Source organism: Rhizobium sp. 62_C5_N11_2, from assembly GCF_051811185.1.
Lineage (GTDB): Bacteria > Pseudomonadota > Alphaproteobacteria > Rhizobiales > Rhizobiaceae > Rhizobium > Rhizobium leguminosarum.
This window is the reverse complement of record NZ_JBPWPW010000001.1, coordinates 332158-354291: the sequence shown is the minus strand read 5'-3', so window position 1 is coordinate 354291 and position 22134 is coordinate 332158. Positions and strand designations below refer to the sequence as shown.

The 22134-nt window shown below is 61.9% G+C and carries 20 protein-coding genes; 10 read left to right on the top strand and 10 right to left on the bottom strand.

Going from position 1 to position 22134, the window contains the following annotated elements; genetic code table 11:
• Window position 1: 1 nt before the first annotated feature.
• The 3 genes from cheY1 to AB8B31_RS01785 all read right to left on the bottom strand — a co-directional run bounded on the left by cheY1 (window position 2) and on the right by AB8B31_RS01785 (window position 2352).
• On the bottom strand, window positions 2–367 hold the full coding sequence (cheY1, locus tag AB8B31_RS01795) for a chemotaxis response regulator CheY1 (protein WP_003545492.1): 366 nt from the start codon (window positions 365–367) through the stop codon (window positions 2–4).
• Window positions 364–660 (bottom strand): STAS domain-containing protein, encoded by a 297-nt coding sequence (locus AB8B31_RS01790; protein ID WP_003545491.1) that lies wholly within the window; start codon window positions 658–660, stop codon window positions 364–366. Before AB8B31_RS01790 ends, cheY1 begins: the two co-directional genes overlap by 4 nt.
• Before the next feature lie 63 nt (window positions 661–723).
• Complete coding sequence (locus AB8B31_RS01785; RefSeq protein ID WP_131647252.1) at window positions 724–2352, bottom strand: globin-coupled sensor protein; 1629 nt, start codon at window positions 2350–2352, stop codon at window positions 724–726.
• Between the two features lie 830 nt (window positions 2353–3182).
• Here AB8B31_RS01785 and AB8B31_RS01780 point away from each other — a divergent pair.
• Entirely contained in the window at window positions 3183–4604 is a 1422-nt protein-coding gene (locus tag AB8B31_RS01780) for an ArnT family glycosyltransferase (RefSeq protein ID WP_131647251.1), read from the top strand.
• A 6-nt stretch (window positions 4605–4610) separates the two neighbouring features.
• On the opposite strand, the gene AB8B31_RS01775 is transcribed toward AB8B31_RS01780, so the two are convergent.
• Complete coding sequence (locus AB8B31_RS01775; RefSeq protein WP_018244791.1) at window positions 4611–4916, bottom strand: helix-turn-helix transcriptional regulator; 306 nt, start codon at window positions 4914–4916, stop codon at window positions 4611–4613.
• 34 nt (window positions 4917–4950) lie between these two features.
• Between AB8B31_RS01775 and ybaL the strand changes: the two genes are divergently transcribed.
• The 4 genes from ybaL to AB8B31_RS01755 all read left to right on the top strand — a co-directional run bounded on the left by ybaL (window position 4951) and on the right by AB8B31_RS01755 (window position 10715).
• Window positions 4951–6771, top strand: a complete 1821-nt coding sequence (gene ybaL, locus AB8B31_RS01770; RefSeq protein ID WP_130759259.1) for a YbaL family putative K(+) efflux transporter — start codon at window positions 4951–4953, stop codon at window positions 6769–6771.
• 54 nt (window positions 6772–6825) lie between these two features.
• Entirely contained in the window at window positions 6826–7206 is a 381-nt protein-coding gene (locus AB8B31_RS01765; protein WP_130759258.1) for a hypothetical protein, read from the top strand.
• A gap of 82 nt (window positions 7207–7288) precedes the next feature.
• A complete protein-coding gene (gene secD / locus AB8B31_RS01760; RefSeq protein ID WP_130715621.1) occupies window positions 7289–9835 on the top strand; it encodes a protein translocase subunit SecD in 2547 nt (848 codons plus the stop codon).
• A 163-nt stretch (window positions 9836–9998) separates the two neighbouring features.
• Window positions 9999–10715, top strand: a complete 717-nt coding sequence (locus AB8B31_RS01755) for a sensor histidine kinase (RefSeq protein WP_130759257.1) — start codon at window positions 9999–10001, stop codon at window positions 10713–10715.
• A gap of 3 nt (window positions 10716–10718) precedes the next feature.
• Here AB8B31_RS01755 and AB8B31_RS01750 read toward each other — a convergent pair whose 3' ends face one another.
• From AB8B31_RS01750 to AB8B31_RS01740, 3 genes are all read right to left on the bottom strand, one after another.
• Window positions 10719–11156 (bottom strand): response regulator, encoded by a 438-nt coding sequence (locus tag AB8B31_RS01750; RefSeq protein WP_018445830.1) that lies wholly within the window; start codon window positions 11154–11156, stop codon window positions 10719–10721.
• 30 nt (window positions 11157–11186) lie between these two features.
• Window positions 11187–11891: a response regulator transcription factor gene (locus tag AB8B31_RS01745; RefSeq protein WP_018244785.1), complete on the bottom strand. Its 705-nt coding sequence runs from the start codon at window positions 11889–11891 to the stop codon at window positions 11187–11189.
• A 480-nt stretch (window positions 11892–12371) separates the two neighbouring features.
• On the bottom strand, window positions 12372–12749 hold the full coding sequence (locus AB8B31_RS01740; RefSeq protein WP_130728873.1) for a response regulator: 378 nt from the start codon (window positions 12747–12749) through the stop codon (window positions 12372–12374).
• A 28-nt stretch (window positions 12750–12777) separates the two neighbouring features.
• On the opposite strand from AB8B31_RS01740, the gene AB8B31_RS01735 reads away from it, so the two are divergent.
• From AB8B31_RS01735 to AB8B31_RS01720, 4 genes are read left to right on the top strand one after another with little or no spacing between them, the layout of a single operon-like run.
• Entirely contained in the window at window positions 12778–15081 is a 2304-nt protein-coding gene (locus AB8B31_RS01735; protein ID WP_028734035.1) for a sensor histidine kinase, read from the top strand.
• Window positions 15068–15493: a response regulator gene (locus tag AB8B31_RS01730; protein ID WP_018244782.1), complete on the top strand. Its 426-nt coding sequence runs from the start codon at window positions 15068–15070 to the stop codon at window positions 15491–15493. The genes AB8B31_RS01735 and AB8B31_RS01730 overlap by 14 nt, the downstream gene beginning before the upstream one ends.
• A gap of 4 nt (window positions 15494–15497) precedes the next feature.
• Window positions 15498–17093: a response regulator gene (locus AB8B31_RS01725; protein WP_130759256.1), complete on the top strand. Its 1596-nt coding sequence runs from the start codon at window positions 15498–15500 to the stop codon at window positions 17091–17093.
• Between the two features lie 21 nt (window positions 17094–17114).
• Entirely contained in the window at window positions 17115–18734 is a 1620-nt protein-coding gene (locus AB8B31_RS01720; RefSeq protein ID WP_197728758.1) for a VOC family protein, read from the top strand.
• A 3-nt stretch (window positions 18735–18737) separates the two neighbouring features.
• Here the strand turns inward: AB8B31_RS01720 and AB8B31_RS01715 are convergent, their stop codons facing one another.
• From AB8B31_RS01715 to AB8B31_RS01705, 3 genes are all read right to left on the bottom strand, one after another.
• On the bottom strand, window positions 18738–19631 hold the full coding sequence (locus tag AB8B31_RS01715; RefSeq protein WP_131703070.1) for a DMT family transporter: 894 nt from the start codon (window positions 19629–19631) through the stop codon (window positions 18738–18740).
• Between the two features lie 107 nt (window positions 19632–19738).
• The gene (locus AB8B31_RS01710; protein WP_197728757.1) at window positions 19739–21223 is read right to left on the bottom strand and encodes an FAD/NAD(P)-binding protein; all 1485 of its coding nucleotides are present in this window, start codon (window positions 21221–21223) and stop codon (window positions 19739–19741) included.
• A 54-nt stretch (window positions 21224–21277) separates the two neighbouring features.
• Window positions 21278–21706: an OsmC family protein gene (locus AB8B31_RS01705; RefSeq protein ID WP_018244777.1), complete on the bottom strand. Its 429-nt coding sequence runs from the start codon at window positions 21704–21706 to the stop codon at window positions 21278–21280.
• A gap of 144 nt (window positions 21707–21850) precedes the next feature.
• Between AB8B31_RS01705 and AB8B31_RS01700 the strand changes: the two genes are divergently transcribed.
• A complete protein-coding gene (locus tag AB8B31_RS01700) occupies window positions 21851–22111 on the top strand; it encodes a hypothetical protein (protein WP_018244776.1) in 261 nt (86 codons plus the stop codon).
• Window positions 22112–22134: the final 23 nt, after the last annotated feature.

Here is a 22134-nt window from a genome sequence, read left to right as displayed (position 1 = left end):
TTTAAGCGGTTACACGCTCAATGGCATCGATCAGCTTAGCCGGGTCGAAAGGCTTGACGATCCAGCCCGTGGCACCGGCCTGGCGGGCGCGGTTCTTCTTTTCCGCGTCGCTTTCGGTGGTCAGGACCAGGATCGGGATCGCCCGATATTTCTCGTTGCGGCGGACACCTTCGATGAAGCCGAAACCGTCGAGGCGCGGCATGTTGATGTCGGTCACGATCACGTCAGGATTGGACTCTTCGAGAACCTCGAGGCCCTCGATGCCGTCTTCCGCCTGGATCGTCTCGAAGCCGGCATTGTTCAGCGTCACGAGAAGCATGTTTCGGATGGTGCGGGAATCATCCACGGTGAGCACTTTTTTCTTCATTGCCGAATCTCCTTGGCAAGCAGGTGGTCAATATTGACGCCAACCAGCTGCATCGTTTTCTGAAATGCGTCGGACACCTTGGAGAAGGTGAACGGCTGCTTGTCCTGCTCCCAGGTCTTCTCGGCGGACATCAGAACCTGGGCGCAAAGAGCACCGATTCGTTCGACGCCGGAAGCGTCTATCGAAAGACCGCTACCCCGGAGGGAGAGGAGTTTATCGCGCAAGGCGGAAGCCTCGTTGAGGTCGAGCACCGCTGTCAAATCCAGCGTCTTGCCACTCTTCTTTGCTGCCATCAGCTTTTCCTTGTCCCCTTATCCCCGGCCCGAAAAGACGAGCTGGGGCAATCATCCGATAGGTTAGTAAACATTCCGCCCACCTCCGACGCCTGCGAAGGGCTGTGGAAGGCCAAAATCGTCATTTTCGTATTCGTCCACGGCCGGTGCCGGACGGGCAGTGACCTCGATGGCGCGCGGCGGTGTCACGCGAACCGGTGCTTGACGCCCGGCAGTGGCATTTTCCCGGGCGATGCGGAATTCGCGAATCGTCTGGCCGAGTTCGAGAATGACGGTGTGGAGGTGGTCGGCTCCTTCAGCGGAGCGCTCCGCAAGGCCGGCACTATCCGCCACTTCGCCACCCAGGCCCTTGACGTCTGAAGTCACGCTGTCGAGGCTGGCGGCATGTTCGCCCGTTCGAGTAGCGATGCCGGCGATGGCGGCGTTGATGTCGGTGACCTGACGCACGATGCTGCCGATCGAATCCTGTGTGCGGCCGACCATCTGCACGCCGGCGTCGACTTGCGCCTTGGTCGTCGTCACCAGCGTCTTGATCTCGCGGGCGGCTTCGGCCGAGCGCTGGGCAAGGGCGCGGACTTCCTGGGCGACGACGGCAAAACCGCGGCCGGAATCGCCGGCGCGAGCGGCCTCGATACCGGCATTCAGCGCCAGAAGATTAGTCTGGAAGGCGATCTCGTCGATCGCACCGATGATCTGGCCGATCTTTTCGGCCGACTGCTCGATATCGGCCATCGCGCTGATCGCGCGGCCGACGACCTCACCGCTTTCCTCGACGGCAGCGCGCGTCGTGGCGGCCGCCTGTTCGGCAGCGCGGCTGTCGGCAGCACCATCGCGCACACTGCCGGCGATGCCGGCAAGGGCCGCAGCGGAAAGCAGCAGCCGATCGGCCTGGCCGGAAGCCGTGCCGGCGAACTGCCGCGACAGACCGGCAAGCGAGCCCGTCGCCGCTTCCGCCTTGACCGTCCGCTCGGTGATGGCGGTGAACTCGGCCTGGAGGCCATCCAACGCGCCGTTCAGCGCGGCGGCGATCCCGGCATAGGCGCCGTCGACGGGCGCGCGTCGCGTCAGGTCGCGTGCGGAAAGACCGTCGATGACATCACCGAAGATCCGGGCGATCTCGGCCTCGTTGTCGGCGCGCTGTTCGGCAAGCGCACGCTGCTCCCCGGCGCGCAGCGCGTTGAAGCGGAGCGAGACGGCAATTTCCACATCGACCATGACGATGCGGATGATCGCCGTCATCAGATCGGAGATTTCGCGGGTGCGGCGCTTGGCCGACGGCAGCAGCGGACGGCCGGCGATCTCCTCGGCGAGACCGGAAACGACATGCTCCAGCATGACGGCATGGCCGGCCACGTGCCAGCGCGGGTCGAGGCCCATTTTGCTTTCGGTATCGGAGAGAACCTTGACGCGCTCGGCATAGAGGCTGTCGAACCGCGCATCCGTCAGCACATCCCAATGCGAGGACTGCAGATCGTGCAGGCGGTCGACCTGGCGCTCGCTCTCGAAATTGCGCGAGGCGTCGGGGAATGACTGGAACCTGTGGAAGAGATCCCTGATGCCCGCCTTCAGATGCGCTTCGAGGGCCGGCCGGTTGCGGCGCACCAGCTCGCACTGGTAGGCATCGAGACCGGCAAAGCGCAGGCGGTCGCGCAAGCTGCCTGCCTGCGCGCCACGAGCCTGATCTGATGGCATATCCTGCCTCAACGCCTGTCCCCAACCACTTTCCGGGCAAAGGCCCGGCCAAAAACTTTCGCAGCATCCGATGAACGCGAAGCGTGGAGACGGTCCTCACCACCGGTCGCAACCGGCGGATCGAGCCCCCTGATCAGCTATGTTTCGGAGCTGTCTGAAGAGATGGATACCGGATCAACCCGGTACGGCGGGACGGCGTCATGCCTGGTGGGAACGAGTGCATCTTCCCATTCCGACGTGTAACCCAATGTTTATGGTTAATTCCTTGCTTGAAGGTTAATAAGCCTTTCGCGGTGCAGGCTTTTGAAGCAATTCAAGGCCGTTCACAGCAAATACTGCTGCGGAGTTGCACGGCTGCTACAAGGCACACGCAAGCTCCGTGTTATATGCCGGTCGATAACCAAGACATGACGTCGACAAGGACAGAGCAATGATTGTTCTCGGATTGGGTTCCTGCTTGATTGCAATGACGCTGCTTGCCGCCGTCGCCCGTCTCGATTTTCTCGCTGCAAACCGCGATCTCCGCGCGCTTCGGGTGTTCTAAAGCGCATCGCGATTCTTTCGGATTCGCTCCTCGCGATTTAGCTCTCTGTTTTCCGCATGTTGTTGTCGCAAAACCGCTGCACAGTTTTGCGCGACATGCATTAGAGCGCCGTGCGTCTTTTCGGACGCACAAAGGACGCTCTAACACTTTGAATCTACGCATCGTGCTTTCCGAAGATCGATTCCGATTTTCGGGCCGATGCGCTAGACCCACCCTTCCCCGTTGGCAGTCCGGCACCTTTGGTGTATCGCACTCGCGCCTTTCATGTCAGCGGAACTATCGGTTCATGTCCCCCAGATCTGGTCTCCTCATCGTTCTTGGCTTCACGCTCTGGCGCGTCGTCACGCTCAATTTCGATGCGACGGACCTTTTCGTCGACGAGGCGCAGTACTGGTTCTGGTCGCAGAATCTCGATCTCGGATATTATTCCAAGCCGCCGATGATTGCCTGGGTGATCCGGGCGATGACCGAGCTTTCCGGCTCCAACGCCATCTATTGGATCAGGCTGCTCGGACCGCTGATCCACATGGCGGCGGCACTGGTGCTGATGAAGACGGCAAAACGTTTCGTCGGGCCGGAGATCGAAGGCTGGACGGGCGCCACCTACATCACGCTCCCCGGCGTTGCGCTTTCTTCGGTGTTCTTCTCGACCGACGTGATCCTGCTGTTCTTCATCGCGATCGCGCTGCTTGCCTATTTCGGCCTTACGCAGCGACGCTCGGTCGGGCTGGCGCTCGTCATGGGCCTTAGCGTCGGCCTCGCCTTCCTGACGAAATATGCCGTGCTGTTCGTCGTTCCGGGCGGCGCGCTTGCCCTCCTCCTCATTCCGGCGGCGCGCATCGCCATCCGGGATTGCATCATCGCGGTCGCGGTCGCGGCGGTCGTCGCCCTGCCGAACCTGTGGTGGAACCTGCAGCACGACAACACGACGGTGCGGCATACGCAGGATATCGCCCATTGGAGCGAACTCGGTATCAATGTCCGTCGCGGGCTTGAATTCTTCTCCGCCCAGTTCGGCGTCGTCGGGCCGATCATCTTCTTCGCGATGCTCTGGGCGGTCTATCGCATGATCAAGGGCAGGAGCGACGACCGCGAGAAGATGCTGATCTGGCTGTCGATGCCGGTGGTGGTGCTCATCACGCTTCAGGCAACCGTCGCCAAGGCCTACGCCAACTGGGCGGTGACCGCCTATGTCGCCGGGACCATCCTTGCCGTCTGGCTGCTTTACCGGATGTGGCCGAAGGGGCTCAGGCTGTCGTTGACCATCAACGGCATCGCCAGCCTGCTTTTTCCGCTGGCGACGATCTTTCCGCATCAATTGCTGCTGCCGAACGGCGACGAGCTGATGAAGCGCTATCTCGGCCGCGCCGAAGTCAGCCGCGAGGCCGCCGCACTCGCCGCTCAGGCCGGCACCGACATCATCGTCACCGACAATCGCGACATGGTCGCCGATCTTTTCTATACGCTCCGCGATGCGACCTACAGGATCTATGCGCGAGCGCCCGCGGGCCTTCCGGAGAGCTATTACGAGCAGGAGTTCGCTCTGCCTGCCGACATCACCGGCAAGGTGCTTTTCCTGACGGACGGGCCCTTCACCTGCGCCACCGAGACGCCCGAGGTGCTGAAGAACTGGCAGCCGACGGAAGGCAACTACAAGGGCAAGGCGCTTTCCATCTACAAGGTCTCAGCCACCTGCCTGGCACCCTGAGCCGGTTCAGCCGGCTGGATCAGGCAGGCAAAGGCCGGTGCCCGCCCCTTCGATCTCCACAAATTTGACGCCGCCCTCCTCGAAGGCGAGGCGCAGCTGCGCCTCCGTCGCGCGGTGGATGTCGTGGTGCCGGCCTTCATAATCGCGGATGGTGCTGCGCGAGACGGCAGCCCTCTCGGCAAGATCGGTCTGAGTCCAGTCGAGCAGTCCGCGCGCCGCGCGACAGAGAGGGGGAGTGAGAATTGTTTCCCTTGCGCCTTGACCCATGATTTCAAGTTGCCCATATTGGTCGATATAGACCATATATGTCATATTACGAACGGGATTTCCAGATCGGGAGACAGCAATGCCACACGATACGCCCTTGATTTCGACAATCGTCGGCGGCCTCGTGTTGGCTTTCATCTTCGGCGCCTTCGCCCATCGGCTGCGGATGCCGCCGCTCGTCGGTTATCTCATCGCCGGCGTGCTTGTGGGGCCACATACGCCAGGTTATGTGGCGGATCAGAACCTTGCGCCGGAGCTGGCCGAAATCGGCGTCATTCTGCTGATGTTCGGCGTCGGGCTGCACTTCTCCCTGAAAGACCTGCTATCGGTGCGAGGCATCGCCGTGCCCGGCGCGATCGTGCAGATCGCCTTTGCGACACTGCTCGGCTGGGGGCTTGGCGCCTTCATGGGCTGGCCGACCGGCGGCAGTCTGGTCTTCGGCCTGGCGCTTTCGGTCGCCTCCACCGTTGTGCTCTTGAAAGCGCTGCAGGAGCGGCGCCTCGTCGAGACGGAACGCGGCAGGATCGCCGTCGGCTGGCTGATCGTCGAGGATCTCGCCATGGTGCTGGCGCTGGTGCTGATCCCGGCCGCAGCCAGCATCGGCGGTGAGGGTCACGCTCCCGTCGAGCCGCTCTCGGCCGCGCTGAGCCGGCTGTTCGACCTCGATCTCGGCATCGGCGGCATGATCGCCATGACGCTGGTCAAGGTGGCGCTGTTCGTGGCGCTGATGCTGGTCTTCGGCCGTAAGCTCATTCCATGGACGATGCACCGCATCGCTCATACCGGTTCGCGCGAACTCTTCCGGCTCGGCGTGCTGGCGATCGCGCTCGGCGTCGCCTTCGGAGCGGCAAAGCTCTTCGGCGTATCGCTGGCGCTCGGCGCCTTCTTTGCCGGCATGGTGCTTGCCGAAAGCGAGCTCAGCCATCGCGCAGCACAGGAAAGCCTGCCGCTGCGCGACGCCTTTGCCGTGCTGTTCTTCGTCTCTGTCGGGATGCTGTTCGATCCGAACATCCTGATCGACAAACCGCTGCCGATCCTTGCCACCATCTTCATCATCGTCATCGGCAAGTCAGTCGCCGCGCTCCTGATCGTGCTCGCCTTCAAGAAACCGCTCGGCACCGCGCTGACGATTTCGGCCAGCCTCGGCCAGATTGGCGAATTCTCCTTCATCCTCGCCGCCCTCGGCGTCGAACTGGGGCTGCTGCCGGAGGAAGGCCGCGATCTGATCCTTGCCGGCGCCATCATCTCGATCATCCTCAATCCGCTGCTGTTTTTCCTCTGCGACCGCATGCGGCCGCTGCTGGATGGTGCAAAGCGCGAAGACGTCGTGGCGGACCCTGCTCCCGCTGCAGATGTGATAGCAGCGCAGGAGGAGATGGCGTCTGAAGATGACGAGGTGCACCCGACGGCTCTCAGCGGCCACGCCATTCTCGTCGGCTACGGGCGGGTTGGCAGCATCGTCGGACAGAATCTCAAGTCGTCAGCCACACCTTTTCTCGTCATTGAGGACTCCGACAAGCGCATCGGCGAGCTGAAGGTGCAGGGTATCGAAACCCTGGCGGGCAATGCAGTGATGCGGGAAACGCTCGACCTTGCCAATCTTTCCGGCGCCCGCAGCATTGCCATCGCCATCCCAAACGCCTTCGAGGCCTGCCGCATCGCCGAGCAGGCGCGCAGCGTCAATCCGTCGATCCTCATCGTCGCCCGCGCCCATTCCGACGCCGAGGTCGATGAGCTGAAGCACTATGGCGCCGACACAGTCATCATGGGCGAGCGTGAAATCGCGCTTGGCATGGTTGACCGGCTCGCCCAAGTGCATCATGAGAGTGTGCCCTATGAAGACGGGCATGGGCCTGATACAATTATGCCGACGGATGACCCTCCGCCGGAAAGAGAATGAGAGATTGGCGCGCTTTTGAGCCGATACGGGAGTGACATCGCCGGGACGGAGAAGATGGAGCTGGACCAGCACCGTCTGACGAGCCATATCGCCGCTTCTCTCCTCGTCGCCATCCTTGCCTATCTCGGCCTGCTTTTCGGCGGCAATCTGGTGATCTCGCCGGCCGCTGCCGTCAATACGCTTACCTCTTCCGGTCGAGATCCGCAGCCGCCGCAGCTGACTGCGCGCGATACCGTGCGTGGGCTGCTTGCCACGGAGCGCAAGCTTGCGCCGAAGCAGACGGCACATGACGCCGGATCGCCTGCCCTTGCCGCCGCTCCGGCCCTTGATTTCGCCGGCTGGAACATATCAGCCGCTTTTCCGGCATTCGAAGCTTCGCTTCACGCCGCAGTCTCCAGGACCCATCAGCCGCGCGCACCGCCGGTCGCTGCCTGACGCTCGCGCCGATCGGCGCTTCCGACATTGACGACATGCCGCCAGCGCCCGAGCGCCGGCCCTCGATATCAAGGAATACAACATGCGTACTTCACCATGGCTGGTGTTCACCTATACGGTGATCATCCTACTCGGCCTATTGATCGCCCTGCCGAACGTCCTGCCGCAATCCGTCCTCCAGCGCGTGCCGGCCTGGCTGCCGCATGAGCAGGTGTCGCTCGGCCTCGACCTTCGCGGCGGCTCGCACCTCGTTCTGGAAGTCGACGAAGCCGACCTGACCAAGGAGCGGCTGCAATCGCTGCTTCAGGACGCGCGCCGCGTGCTGCGCGAAAAGGGCATCCAGCCGAAAGCCGTGGTCCGCAGCCAGAACCAGATCGTCGTGACGCTCGCCGATGCCTCGCAGAGCGATGCCGCCGTCACCGAACTCAAGACACTCGCCAACCCAATCAGCACCGGCCTCAGCGCCGGCCAGTCCGATCTTGATGTCACTGCAAACGGCGCCACCATCACCGTCGGCTTCTCGCCGGCCGGCATTTCCGCCAACGTCGACAATGCCGTCCAGCAGAGCCTCGAAGTCATCCGCCAGCGCGTCGACCAGGTCGGCGTCTCCGAGCCGACCATCCAGCGTATCGGCGCCAACCGCGTGCTCGTCCAGCTTCCGGGCGCGCAGGATCCGTCACGCCTGCGCGAACTTCTCGGTTCCACCGCCAAGATGTCGTTCCACATGCTGGCGCCGAACAATGCGCCCGGACCCGGCGTGACCATGCTGAAGGACGATGAGGGCCGATCCTATCCGGTCCTCGACCGCGTCGAAATCTCCGGCGACCGCCTTTCGGATGCCCGCGTCGGCTTCGACCCGAACACGCATGAGCCGATCGTCAGCTTCCGCTTCGACAGCGCCGGCGCCAGCCGCTTTGCCGAGATCACCCGCCAGAATGTCGGCAATCCCTTCGCCATCGTCCTCGACGACAAGGTGCTGAGCGCGCCTGTTATCCGCGAGCCGATCACCGGCGGTTCCGGCCAGATCTCCGGCAGCTTCTCGGCCGATAGCGCCACGACGCTGGCGGCCATGCTGCGCGCCGGCGCCCTGCCCGCCAAGCTGACGGTCATCGAAGAGCGCACCGTCGGCGCCGACCTCGGCGCCGATGCGATCAAGATGGGCATTTATTCCGGCATCGTCGGCTTTGTCCTCGTCGCAGTCTTCATCTTCGTTCTGTATGGCACCTGGGGCTTCCTGGCGAATATCGCACTGTTGATTCACACGATCCTGACCTTCTCGGCGCTTACGCTGGTTGGTGCGACGCTGACGCTACCGGGCATTGCCGGTGTCGTGCTCGGCATCGGCCTTGCGGTCGACGCCAACGTTCTCATCAACGAGCGCATCCGCGAAGAAACGCGCAAGGGCAGGAGCGCCTTCGCCGCCATCGACACCGGTTTCCGCCGTGCCTATTCGACCATCATCGACGGCAACATGACGGCCCTGATCGCTGCGGCCATCCTGTTCTTTTTCGGCTCCGGACCGGTTCGCGGCTTTGCCGTGACCATGGCGCTCGGCCTGATCATCTCGATGTTCACATCGGTCGCCTTCGTGCGTGTGGCGATGATCGAGATCACCCGCCGCAGAAAGCTCAAGGTGCTGAACATCCGGCCGTTGATCCCGTTCAGCCCCTATGACAAGCACATCCAGTTCATGAAGGCGCGCTTCTTCGGCATCACCGTCTCAGCGCTGCTTTCGATCGCCTCCGTCGTGCTCTTCATCCATCCCGGCCTCAACTACGGCGTCGATTTCCGCGGCGGCATCCAGATGGCCGTCAGGACCACCGCCCCGGCCGATCTTGCGACGTTCCGTGAAGGCCTGAACACGCTTGGTCTCGGCGAAATCTCGCTGCAGTCCTTCGGTGACAAGAACAGCATTCTCGTTCGTGCCCAACGGCAGGAAGGCGGCGAAGAGGCACAGACGGCAGCGGTGACCAAGCTGAAGGCCGAAGTCGCCAAAATCGATCCGACCGCCACCATCGAGGGCACCGACGTCATCGGGCCGAAGGTCAGCGGCGAGCTTGCCTGGGCCGGTATCCTGTCGGTCGTGATCGCAAGCTTCGCGATGCTCATCTATATCTGGGTACGGTTCGAATGGCCGTTTGCCGTCGGCGCCATCGTCACGCTGGTGCTCGACGTCACCAAGGCGATCGGCTTCTTCGCGATCACCGGCCTCGACTTCAATCTGACGGCGATCGCCGCCATTCTGACGCTCGTCGGTTACTCGGTGAACGACAAGGTCGTCGTCTATGACCGCATGCGCGAAAACATGCGACTCTATAAATCGATGCCGCTGCGCGAGATCATCGACAAGTCGATCAACGAGACCTTGGCGCGAAGCCTCTACACCAATGCGACGGCCTTCCTCGCCCTGGTGCCGATGGCGATCTGGGGCGGTAGTGCCGTCTCGAGCTTCGCGATCCCGATGGTCTTCGGCATTCTCGTGGCCGGCGCCTCGTCGATCTTCATCGCAGCACCCATCCTGCTCTTCCTGGGCGACTGGCGCCGCCGCCATGCCAAGGCACCGGCAACCGATGCGGCAGTCGAGATCATCCCGCCGGAACAGGGTCGCCCGCGCAAGTCCGCGAGCTAAGTCCCCGTTTTTAACGCATCTTTGAAGAGGGCGCCTGTTGCAGAGCCGGCGCCCTCTTTCTATTGTCGGCTGCTGCATTATGTGCCAATTCAAAGTGTTAGAGCGTCCTTAGCGCGTCTGAAAAGACGCGCGGCGCTGCAATTGAGATCGGGGAAACCGCCAGATGTCATCCGACCCGACGAGACCGCCGGAAACCACCGTTGCCGGAGACAGCGAGGAGCGCATCAAGCGTTTTCTCGCAACCGCCTCGCACGACCTGCAATCGCCGCTCCGCCATATCGCCATGTATGCCGAGCTGCTGCTCGACGATCTCGAGGAGACGCTCGACGGCGAACAGCTTCAGAGCCTCCGGATGATCATGGAAAAGGCGCAGACGGCGCAGCGTCTCACCAAGGCGTTGATGAGCCTTGCCGGTGGCACACCTCAGGTGACGCCTGAAGAGATCGATCTGCAGGCGTTGGCCGAAAATGTCTGGGGCGAACTGACCGATGAGACGGCGGTCCGTGAGGCAACGCTTGAAAGCGACGGCCTGCCTTCCATCCGTACCGACCCTGCCCTCTTCGGTCTGGTGCTGCGGCATCTTTTGACCAATGCCCTCACCTATCGCAGCGAAGCGTCGCCGCGTGTGGCCATTGCCGCGGAGCGCGAGGGGACGGACTGGTTCATCCGGATTGCCGACAATGGGATGGGCATCGATCCGCCTTATCGGGAGCGGATATTCGAGCCGTTCTGGAAATTGCCGAAGCCGGGAGCAGTCCAGGGCGCCGGTCTCGGACTGACGACGGCGCGGGAGTTTCTGACGGCGCTTGGCGGCGATATCAGCCTCGAACATTCGGATGCAAGCGGCAGCTGTTTCATCATCCGCCTTCCCATCGCTTGATGGTTAGATGCTGTAATCGTCCTTCCAGAAATCAGGGACGTCATAGGTCACATATTCGCGGATGATGTGCTGCAGCGCCTGGGCATCGATTTCGTCCTTGCCGATGCGGAAATCGACGCCGTAATCCGGGAATTCCTGGAAATAGCCGCCCGATATATCGGTCGAGACAACGCCGATCGGGCCGGTGTAACCGATGCCCCGCAGCTCCGGCACCGTTTCGCGGAAATCGGCATTGGGCAGCAGGCGGTTGTCGAGCAGGATGAGATCGAAGCGCGCCAAGCGGATCTTTTCCAGCGCGTCACCGATCGATGGCGAATATTCAACCTCGACGGCCGGCTCGGAGAGATCGGCGATCTTCTTCTTGAGCGCACGGAATTCGATGAATTCGTCATCGACAAAGAGAACCTTGACAGTGTTCCTTCGGCTCGTTTCGGTGATCATCGTCTCATTTCCCCAATCCCGAAACCAACTTCACGAAACCAAACCATTCCTCAAGGCGATCGCCACCATATGAACGCGGTTGACAGCGTCAAGTTTGCGCGCGGCCGCGGTGATGTGCGAATTGACCGTATGTTCGGACAGACCGAGAATGATGGCGATTTCCGCCGACGTCTTGCCTTCGCTCGTCCATTTGACGATTTCCGATTCGCGCTGGGTCAGCCGTCCGGACATTTCCGGCGTCAGGATTTCCTCGTAGAGCTTGTCGAAAATGCGCATGGCGTCGAGAAGCATGTCGGCGATCTCACTCTGATCCGGCTCCTGACGCTCGCCGCTGAGCACGAGGCAATATCGCCGCCCTTCCGGCGTAAATAGCGGGATGAAGAGAAAGACGCCGCTCAGGAATTCGTTGAAAACAAGATTGGACGGGTAAGCTTCCGGCTGTGCGCTCCTGCCATGGACGGGCGTTGCCAGGAACTGGGCGCTCTTTGCCCGGACGGTCCCGAGCGCTTCCTTCAACGTCGTGATGAAAAGGCCGACACGTCGCTCGGCGACATTGGTGATGACGATATCACGTTCACCGAAAGGGGCCGAAGCCTCGGAAATGCGGGCAAGCGCGAAGTTGTTGAAGTTGTAATGCTGCGCCGCCGACTTCAGCAGACGGAAAAAATCGGTGCGGTTGATCGCCCGGCTAAGCTCCGGTCCGGCATGAAAGGGAATTGCCGGGGCATTGCTCATTCCAACTCTTCCTCTCCTCCCGCCAATACCTCTAATCCCGAAATCTTGGGATATACGTCTTAAACGCGAAGAGCTACAAAAATTGCGAGACGGTTGATGAGGGATATCGAAAACGGGGACTTTCGATATGTAAGGCGGAAATCATCAATTATCTCAACGACAGGTGATGCACGGGCAGATTTTACTGAGGGGCAGTAGTTCTTACCTGGGTATCGTATTCTTCCTGCATTCAACATCCATGAATGCGAGAAGGCAGTGCCAGACGTAAGCGCGAGAGAGCCGATAGACCCATTCAGCTAAGGGGTTGGCTGATGTTCGTGGCGGCGAACGCGGGTTGATCGGTTCTCTCAGCGCTTATTTTGCGTTCCATATTCTTCGCTCCGGTTGCATCTTGTGATGCGTCCTCGACCTTGTCAATTGCGGTTCGTCATATGGCTTGGACGAATGAGGGGGAATAGGTCATCCGGCTTTCGCCGTATTCTACATCTCAAGATTGAGAACGATCGAGGCAAGGTCAAGTGGCTTTTCCAGATAGACATCGGCGCCGGCATCGAGTGAGCGCGCGCGGTCCTCGGCAGCATCCGATCCGCTGCAGATAGCAAGCCGCATCGCCTTGAAACGATCATCCAGGCGCAACCGAGTGATCAGGCCGATGCCGCTATCGAGTGGCATGTAGAGATCGGCGACCAGCACGTCAGGCGGTGTCTTGCCTTCCGCCGCGCGCGTCTCCAGCGCCTCCAGCGCCATTTCGGCTGCGGAGAAACAGAATAGATCGACGTCTATCTGCTGCTTTCTGCAGATATAGTCGAGATAGAAGAGGTCATCCTTGCTGTCGTCGACATAAAATAGGGTGGTCATCTAGCACCGTAATTTGGATATTGTTCGAATGAACCTCGCTGTCCTTCGACATCACCATATCGCGGTTCCACTGAAATTCGATATACCTCATCGCAGATCATTTCGCAAAAAGCGTGGCACCGCCCCGCCTTGCCTATTGAGTATTCCTCGATTTCGGAAAAGATGGCCGCGCGAACCGAAGGAGGACACACGGGTGCAGGATCAGGGCAACGTGGACCTGCAGGACCAGCCAAGGCGGCACTACCGTGCCTTTGCGATTGCGGTCGGCTGCCTGATGTTCCTTCTCGGCGTGACTGCCCTTGCCGGCTGGCTGCTGCAGGTCGAGATTGTCATTTCGCTGGTTCCTGGCTTTCCGTCGATGGCCTTCAACACCGCGCTGTGCTTCGTGCTTTCCGGCGTGGGGCTTGCCGCCTCGACACTGGCGGCCCGCCGCTTTCGGGTGACGGCAACGATCACGGCGGGGCTTGCGGCGGCGATCGCTGCGGCCCGGCTCGTGGAAATCGTCACGATCGGGCGGACTTTTCACAATGTCGACGTGTTGATCACGCGCTTCCTGGTTCCGCCCGATTTCATCGCCAAGATCGGCGGCGGCATGGGACCGAACACGGCGTTGGTCTTCTTGCTCGCCAATCTTTCGCTGCTGCTCTCGCTCCACATGGAGAAAAAAAGCCAGGTGGTGCAGGAACTGACGAGCTACGTCGTTGTCACGCTCGGCATGATCGCGCTGGCCGGCTATGTCACCGATGCCGAACAGGGTTACCGCTGGGGTCCCTATGCGGCAATGGCGCTGCATACGGCGATCGGCATTGTGATCTTCGGCTCGGGGCTTCTCGCCCGCTCCTGGTGGATGCAGCCGGCAAACCGGGCGCAGATCCCGCTCTGGATCCCGGCTGCGGTCTGCTTCACCGGCCTTCTCGTCGATCTCTATACGCCGCTGGGTGTCGCCAACGGCATCCTCTATGTGCCGCTGGTGCTGACGGCGCTCTGGTTCGGCAACAGAAATGCGCCGCTTTTCTTCGCCTTTGCCTGCACCGTGCTGTTGATGCTCGGCTTCTTCGCCGTCAGGCACAATGAGGCGGCGTTCTGGCAGGAGATCGCCAACCGCACTATTACAGCTGCCACGCTCTGGCTGATCGCGCTCCTCGTCTACTATTTCATGCGCAACACCCATCACCTGGAAGGCGAGCGCGTCCGCTTCGGCGCGCTGGTGCGCGGCACCCCTGATGCGGTCGTCGTCATCGACGAGCGTGGAACGATCAAGAATTTCAATCCGGCGGCTGAAAGCATGTTCGGCTACTCCCCGCAGGAGACCATCGGCCGGAACATCAAGATGCTGATGCCCGAACCCTACCATTCCGAGCACGACGGCTATCTCGCCCATTACCGGCAGACCGGCGAGGAGCGCATCATCGGCACGACGCGCATGGTCTCCGGACGACGCAAGAACGGCATCGTCTTTCCGATCGATGTTTCCATCAGCGCCGTCGTCACCGGCCAGACAAAGACCTTCGTCGGTATCGTGCGCGACATCAGCGAGCGCGTCCGGCAGGAAGAACGGATGAAAACGACGCTTTCCCAGCTCGAGGCCTATACGGCCGAGCTCGAGCGCAGCAACCACGACCTCGATGAATTCGCTTATATCGCTTCGCATGATCTCAAAGAGCCGCTGCGCGGCCTGCACAACCACTCCCGCTTCCTTCTGGAGGACTATGAAGACAAGCTCGACGAGGACGGCGTGCGCCGGCTGAACCGCCTCGTGCGTCTCAGCCAACGCATGGAGAAACTCGTCAACGACCTACTTTATTTCTCCCGGCTCGGGCGTCAGCAGCTGGCGGTCAAACGCACCGATATCGGCTTGATCGTCAAGGATGTCGTCGCGACGATGGAGTTGTTGCTGGAGGAGCGGCATGCCAAGGTCATCATTGACGGCCGGCTGCCGGAGGTGGTCTGCGACGCGCCGCGGCTGACCGAAGTGTTCCGCAATCTCATTACCAATGCGATCAAATACAACGACAAGCCGGCGCCGCTCGTCTCGATCGGTTACCTCGATCGGTTCGTCGGCAAGGACGGCACGGTTGCCCGCAACGTGTTTTTCGTTAAGGATAACGGCAAGGGCATCCCGCAGGAATTCCACGAGGATATTTTCCGCATTTTCAAGCGGCTGGAAAAGTCGCAGGATTCCGACGACGGCACCGGAGCAGGCCTTACCTTCGTGCGCAAGATCATCGCGCGGCACAATGGCGATATCTGGCTGGAATCCGAGGTCGGCACCGGCACAACATTCTATTTCACCTTGGGAAAAAAGCGCGAGGGGCAAAATGCAGCAGCGTGACACGCAACCGATCCTGATCGTCGAAGACAGCGAAGACGATTTCGAAGCGACGATGCGCGCCTTCAAACGCACCAACCTGCGCAACTCGATCCGCTGGGCGGCTTCCGGTCAGGAAGCGCTCGACATGCTCGCCTCGATGGTGCCGAAACCGGGACTGATCTTGCTCGATCTCAACATGCCGGGCCTTGACGGCCGCAAGACGCTGGAGGCGATCAAGTCGAATGCCGGCTGGCGCAAGATCCCGGTGGTGATCCTCACGACCTCCGACGACGAACGTGACATCGAAGGCTGCTATGCGCTCGGCGCCAATACCTATGTGCAGAAGCCGGTCGATCTCGACGGGCTCTTCGCCGCGATCCAGCGGCTGAAGGAATACTGGTTCGAAATCGCCATCCTGCCGCTAGAGGACTGACAGATTGGCGGAACACTGCTCCATTCTCATCATCGACGACAACATCGACGATCGCGAGGTCTATCGCCGCATATTGGGCCGCGTTTCCAGCACCGCCTACACCGTCGTGGAGGCGGAGACGGGCGAAGAGGGCCTTGCACTGAACGGCCGGAAACGGCCGGATTGCATCCTGCTCGACTATTCGCTGCCGGGGCGCGACGGGCTCGGCGTTCTTGCCGATATCCTGGAGGATGACCCCGCCGCCAACGTCATCATGCTGACCGGCCAAGGCAACGAAACGGTCGCCGTCGAGGTGATGAAGAGCGGGGCACGCGACTATCTGACAAAGGATTCGCTTTCGCCTGAAACACTGCATCGCTGCATCCAGAACGCCATCATGCACGGCATGCTGGAAGCAAAGCTGGAGCAGAAGCGACAATCGCTGGAGATCTTCACCCGCGCCATGGCCCATGATCTGAAGGAGCCGCTGCGGACGATCAAATCCTTCAGCCGCATCCTGCACGGTTCTGCCGCGCTTCCGGCCGAAGACCGGGAATTGCTCGATTACGTACTCAGCGCCGCCGACCATATGGAAGACCTGATCGTCAAAGTCTCGGGTTTCACCAAGCTCGAGGCCTACGGCGGGCTGGAGCTCAGGCCGGTCTCGCTATCGGCGGTGCTCGACCAGGTGGAGGACAATCTGCGTCAGCAGACCGAAAGCCGCGGCGCCGTCATCATCCGCGGGGCGCTGCCGGAGGTCATGGGCGATGCGACGCTGCTGACCCAGCTCCTGCAGAACCTGGTGTCGAATGCCATCCGCTATTGCGAGCAGAAGGTTCCGGAGATCAGCATCACAGGCGAAGCGCAGGGCGATATCTGCCGCCTCACCGTGGGTGACAACGGGCCTGGCATCGATCCTGAGCATCGCGAACTGATTTTCCAGCCGTTCAAGCGCCTCGTCGGTCGTGGCATCGAAGGCACCGGGCTCGGCCTTGCCATATGCCGCCGCATCGCGCAGATGCATGGCGGCTCGATCTGGTGCGAGGCAGAAAATGGGCCGGGCGCCACCTTCATTCTCGAAGTGCCGCTCGCCGAGGTGAGGTCCACGCCGCCTGCCGCATCGGTCATCCCGCACAGCGCCAAGCCGGCGGAGCAGCCAGGCGAAGGTTCGGGCAGGCTGGCCGAGGTGCTGCTGGTGGAAGACAGCCCGGCCGACATCCAGATTCTGAAGATCAAGCTGATGCGGCGGGAGAAGGTGAATTTCAACCTGCATGTCGCCACCAACGGACGCGAGGCAATGCGGCTGCTCGAAGAACGCGCAGGCATCGCCGATGTGCCGCAGATCGACCTGATGCTGCTCGACATCAACATGCCGATCATGGACGGCTTCGAGGTGCTGCATGCGCTTTCAGCCGACGTCCGCCTCAAGCAAATTCCCGTCTGCATCCTCAGCACGTCAAGCGACGAGAGCGACATGCGACGGGCCAGAAATCTCGGCGCGCGCGCCTATATGGTCAAGCCGCCGACCCTGCAGCAACTGGAAGAGGCGCTCGAAGATGTTGAACATTTGGAGTTGTTGCAGCGCGGCGATTCGCTTGCGCTTTGTGCGGAACAAAACTAAGCGATCGTCATTGGCAACGGTATGACCTTCGCAGCTCTCATACTCGCGCTCCTGACGACGCCGCTTCAATCAGGACTGCTCTCGATGGTATCAGGCATACATCACGTCACGGCCGTCACCCGAAAGGTGCAGGCGAACGTGGACTTCTACGCGGGATTTCTCGGCATGCGGCTCGTCAAGCAGACAGCCGGTTACGAGGACGCGACGCAACTTCATCTCTTCTATGGCGATGCGGCAGGGACGCCGGGGTCGCTGCTGACCTTCCTCGCCTGGGAAGATGGCGCGCCCGGCCGGGCCGGCTATGGCCAGATCAGCGAAATATCGCTGTCGATCGACCCTGCCAGCATCGGCTACTGGCTGACGCGCGCCATGAGTTTCGGCCTGCGCTCGGAGGGCCCGGCCGACGAATTCGGTGAGCCCGTCCTGCGGCTGAAGGACCCAGATAACATCATCCTCAAGCTCGCAGGCGCAAAGAACTTGGTATCGCCGGCCGCCTGGGACGGCGCCTCGATCCCGGCCGAGCATGCCATCCAGCGAGTGCGCGGAGCCACCATGCTGACGGAGAAGCCCGCCGAAAGCCGCAGCTTCCTCGAGAGCCATTTCGGTTACCGTTTGCAGGCCAGCCGCGGCACGATCGATAGGTTGGTGTCGCAGTCCGGCGACATTATCGACGTGCGCGATGCGCGTGGCTTCTGGTCCGGTGCGCCGGGCACCGGCACGGTCGATCACGTTGCCTTCCGCGCTGCCGACGAGGAGACGCTGCTTTCGGTGCGCAAGGCGCTCGAAGCGACCGACGCATCGCCGACCAACATGCACGACCGCAAATATTTCCGCTCGCTCTATGCGCGCGAGCCCGGCGGCACGCTGGTGGAGCTTGCGACCGACAAGCCGGGCATGACCGTGGACGAAGAGCACGCCGCCCTCGGGGGCAAGCTCTTCGCGCCACCCGAAGCCATCACCAATCTCCATGACCTGAAGGTGATGCTGCCGCAATTTTCAATGCCCGGTCAGCCGCGCATCAATTATCGCGAGCTGCCATTCGTCCATCGCTTCTATACGCCCCCGGACCCCGATGGCAGCGTCTTCGTGCTGCTGCACGGCTCCGGCGGCAACGAGACGACGCTGATGCCGCTGCTGAACAAGGCGGCGCCGCGGGCGACGCTGCTCGGCGTGCGCGGCCGGGCGACGGAGGAAGGGTTTCCGCGCTGGTACAAGCGCATTACTCCCTTCTCCTTCGACCAGAACGACATCAAGACCGAGGCGGAGGCCTTCGCGGCCTTCATCGAGGGCGCCGTCAAATCCTACGGGCTCGATCCTCAGAAGGTCGTCTATGTCGGCTACTCCAATGGCGCCAACCTTTTGAACTCGCTGCTCTACCTGCACCCGAACCTGGTTCACAAGGCGGTGCTGCTGCGCTCCATGCCTGTGCTCAGCGACTATCCGCATGCCGATCTGAAAGGCACGGACCTGCTCGTCATCAGCGGCAAGACGGATGCCTACGGCAAATATGCGAGCGAGTTGGAAGAGAGGCTGAAGAGTTCAGGCGCCACCGTCGATTCCGACGTCATCCCCGGCGGCCACGATCTCGGCGATGCCGACATTCCGATCATCCAGAAATGGCTGCTGCAGGAAAATCGCTGACGATCAGCCGCGGCGGGCAACCATGATGCCGGCAAGCACGACGCCGCCGCCGAGCGCCTGCATCGTCCCGATCGCCTCGTTGAGCAACGCCCAGGCGAGAATGGCCGCAACAACCGGCTGCAACAGCAGCGTCAGCGAGGAAAAGGCCGCCGGCAGATAGGCCAGCGCATAGGTGATCGCCACCTGCCCGCCGGCATGGCTGATAAAGGCCAGGCCGAAAACGATCGACCAGCCGTAGACGGTTGCGGGCAGCATATGGCCCTCGTAGATCAGGCCGATCGGAAAGATGCAGACCGCAGCGCAGGCTGTGCTCCACAACATGATGCGGATCGTATCGAACCGGCTGCGCAGCCTGCCGATCGCCAGGATGTAGCAGGCATAGAAGAAGGCGGCGATCATCGCGATGCCATCGCCGCTGAAATCGCCGTTGCCAATGGCTGCGGGCCCGCCCTTCAAAATGACGAGGCCGGAGAGAGCCACGGCAAGTCCGAGCATGAAGATGCGGCTGATCCTCGCGCTGAAGAAGAGGAAGGCGATCAGCGTGACGAAAACCGGTGCGAGGTTGGCCAGCAGCGTCGCATTGGCGACCGACGTCATGGTGAGCGAAAGGTGCCAGGCGCCGAGGTCGAGCGCCAGCATGAGGCCTGGCAGAATCAGCATGCCATAGCCGGAAAGGCTCTGCGGCTTTGGCCCCGCATCCTTCTTCAGCAGCGAGACGATGAGGATCGGGATCAGCGCCAGCGCCACGCGCCAGAAGGCCGTCGCCATCGGTCCGACCTCGGACAGTCTGACGAAGATCGGCGAGCCGCCGATCGCCGCCCCGCCGAGAAGCAGCGCCGCGAGGGCGAAACGATTGGAAGGCGAGGCTTCGGAAAGGGTGGAGGCAGCCTGCGACATGGTCTCGATATTTCTGGTCGCCCGAATGCCGGGCGGGAATTGGTGGCCGAGTGACTATCAGAAGTCGCTCACCGGGGACAGTCGAAGAGCGACATATTGGTGGAAAATCAGGCAGGATGCTTATTCGTCGCGCTGGTCCGCAGCTTTTCGGCGATCTCGCCGGCGATGAAGAACGCATGCTCGGTCACCTGCGGTAGGCCCATCAGCTCGCCGAACGTGCCGCGTGCCAACGGGCCGGAGATCAGCAGCGAAGGATCTGCATGTCCGGACGGGCCGATCGCTTGCGAATGCTGGTTACAGGCAAGGCCAAGGCCGGTCGGATCGAGCGATAGGTGGCCGCTTGCCGCAAGTGCCGCGAGCCAGGGCTGGGTTTCGAGAATGCCACCATGCGCCGGGCCGGTGGTGACGACGACGGCGTCATAGCGCCGCTCCAGCGGCTGGCGCTGATGACGCGGCTGCAGGGTGCAAAGGATCAGTTCGCCCTCGATGCGCGCATCGGCAACCGAGCCGGCCAGGATATCCAGGCGGCCCGAGGCAATCGCTGCGTCGAGCACGGCCTCGACCTGCGGGGCGATGCGAAAGCGATGCACATCCCAATAGGGACGCAGATGGCGGACGAGACGGCGTCGTTCGGCAACCGGCAGCGCCTGCCAGAGATCGTATCCCTGCGCCCGCACCTGATCGATCACGCCATGCCAGCTTATGCCCTCTGCCTTCGCCGCTTTTATGGCAGTGCGGATCGCTGCCAACAACGATATGGCCGAATGGGCGGCATTGGAGACGAAATCGCCGAAGAGCTCCTGCGGTACCGGCGCATGGCCGCGAGACCGCAGACCGCGGCGCGAGATCGCGGTCACCGGGCCGTCATGCCCGCGCTGCGCCAGCGAGGCAATGACATCGGCAGCCGTCAGGCCATTGCCGATGACCAGCACCCGGTCATGCGGGCGGACCACGTCGAGCGCGCCCGGCTTGGTGGTATCGGCGACGAAACGGGGATGGGCGGCAAGCCGGGTCGCAAGCCGGCCGGGGGCTGCCGGCGGCGGATGGCTGGTGGCGATCGCGACGATATCGGCCTCCGTCACGCCGCCTCTGTCGTCGCGGATCGACCAACGGCCGGCACGGGCTTCGACAGCCGTCACCGCAGCGCGGCAATGACGCACGCTACCGTATTCCAGCAGCGGCTTCAGCAGCGAGGCGACATATTCGCCGAAGAGCCGGCGCTGGGGGAAGAGCGAGCCATCGGGCTGCCTGGCCTCAGGGTCGCCGGCGACGGCGTCGCGGGCTTCGATCCAGGCCAGGAATTCGCCCAGGTCATCGGGCTGCAGGCTCATCTTGGCGGCGGGAACATTGATGCGGTGGGCCGGATCGGCCGTGTCGTAGGCAAGGCCGCGGCCGAGTTCGGCGCGCGGCTCGAAGACCATGATGGCAGGGCGCTCGCCGCAGTCGGCTCTCGCGAGATGATAGGCGACGCCGGCGCCGGAGACACCGCCGCCAATGATGGCGACGACGGGCTGTTCAGACGTCGGGAGAGGCTTGGGCTGCATGGTGGCCGGGATCATTGCTTTCGATGCCCGAGCATAGAAGCCGGGCATTGGTCACGCAATCCTCCGCTCTCTATTGTCTATAATTATTATGCAGATTTAACCTTATCCCGATATCGTCGTCGAGAACTCGGGATTGCCTCGGATGGTGTTGCTCACCGTGCAGATCTCGTCTTCGGCGGCATGGGCGATTTTCTGTCGGGTTTCCTCGTCGATATCGCCCTTGATCGAAAAGGCGATGTTGAACTTGGCGACGCGCGAAAGGCCTTCCGCCGCCTTCTCGCCGGTGACCTCGGCAGTGATCTCGCTGATCTTGTCGAGAATGCCCATCTGGCTGGCGGCGATGCGGGCGCTGAGCACCAGGCAGGCCGAGAGCGAGGAATAGAGCAGATCGAGCGGATTGAAACCCGGCTGCGACGGCGCGGTGACGATATCGATCTCGCCCTTGGTGGCGGAGGTGACGTGCGGGAAACCGGTACGGCCGAGAACGGCGGTGGCGCCGGTCGGGCGGGGACGAGCCTTGAGATCGGCCATGTTGAAATCCTCTTGCGAATATCTTGCAGATGGTGATTTCCGCCCGAGGCGGCAATGGCAAACGCCGCCCCTGGGTTTCGGAACCTTTCCATCCGTCATCAGTTGAATACACCTGAACGAAATCAGTGACAAAGGTGGATTGCGATGCCTGACGTCCGCAGCATGGATAACCAAGGCCGGCGGATGGATGCTCGCGATCGGCTGATCGTTGCGCTCTATGCGCAGCTGAAGGCCGAGCGGGAAACCCGCGAAACGCTGGAATGGGCGATCCGAAATGGCGCCGTCTCACAGGCGGTGCTGGAAGCCATCGCTGCCGATCCGGTTCCCGTCGTCACCAGCGAGGACATCGCATCGTTGGAGAAGATCATTGCGCTCGATGAACGGCGCAAATCAAAGCGGAACTAGCCGACGACATCATGCACCCTATT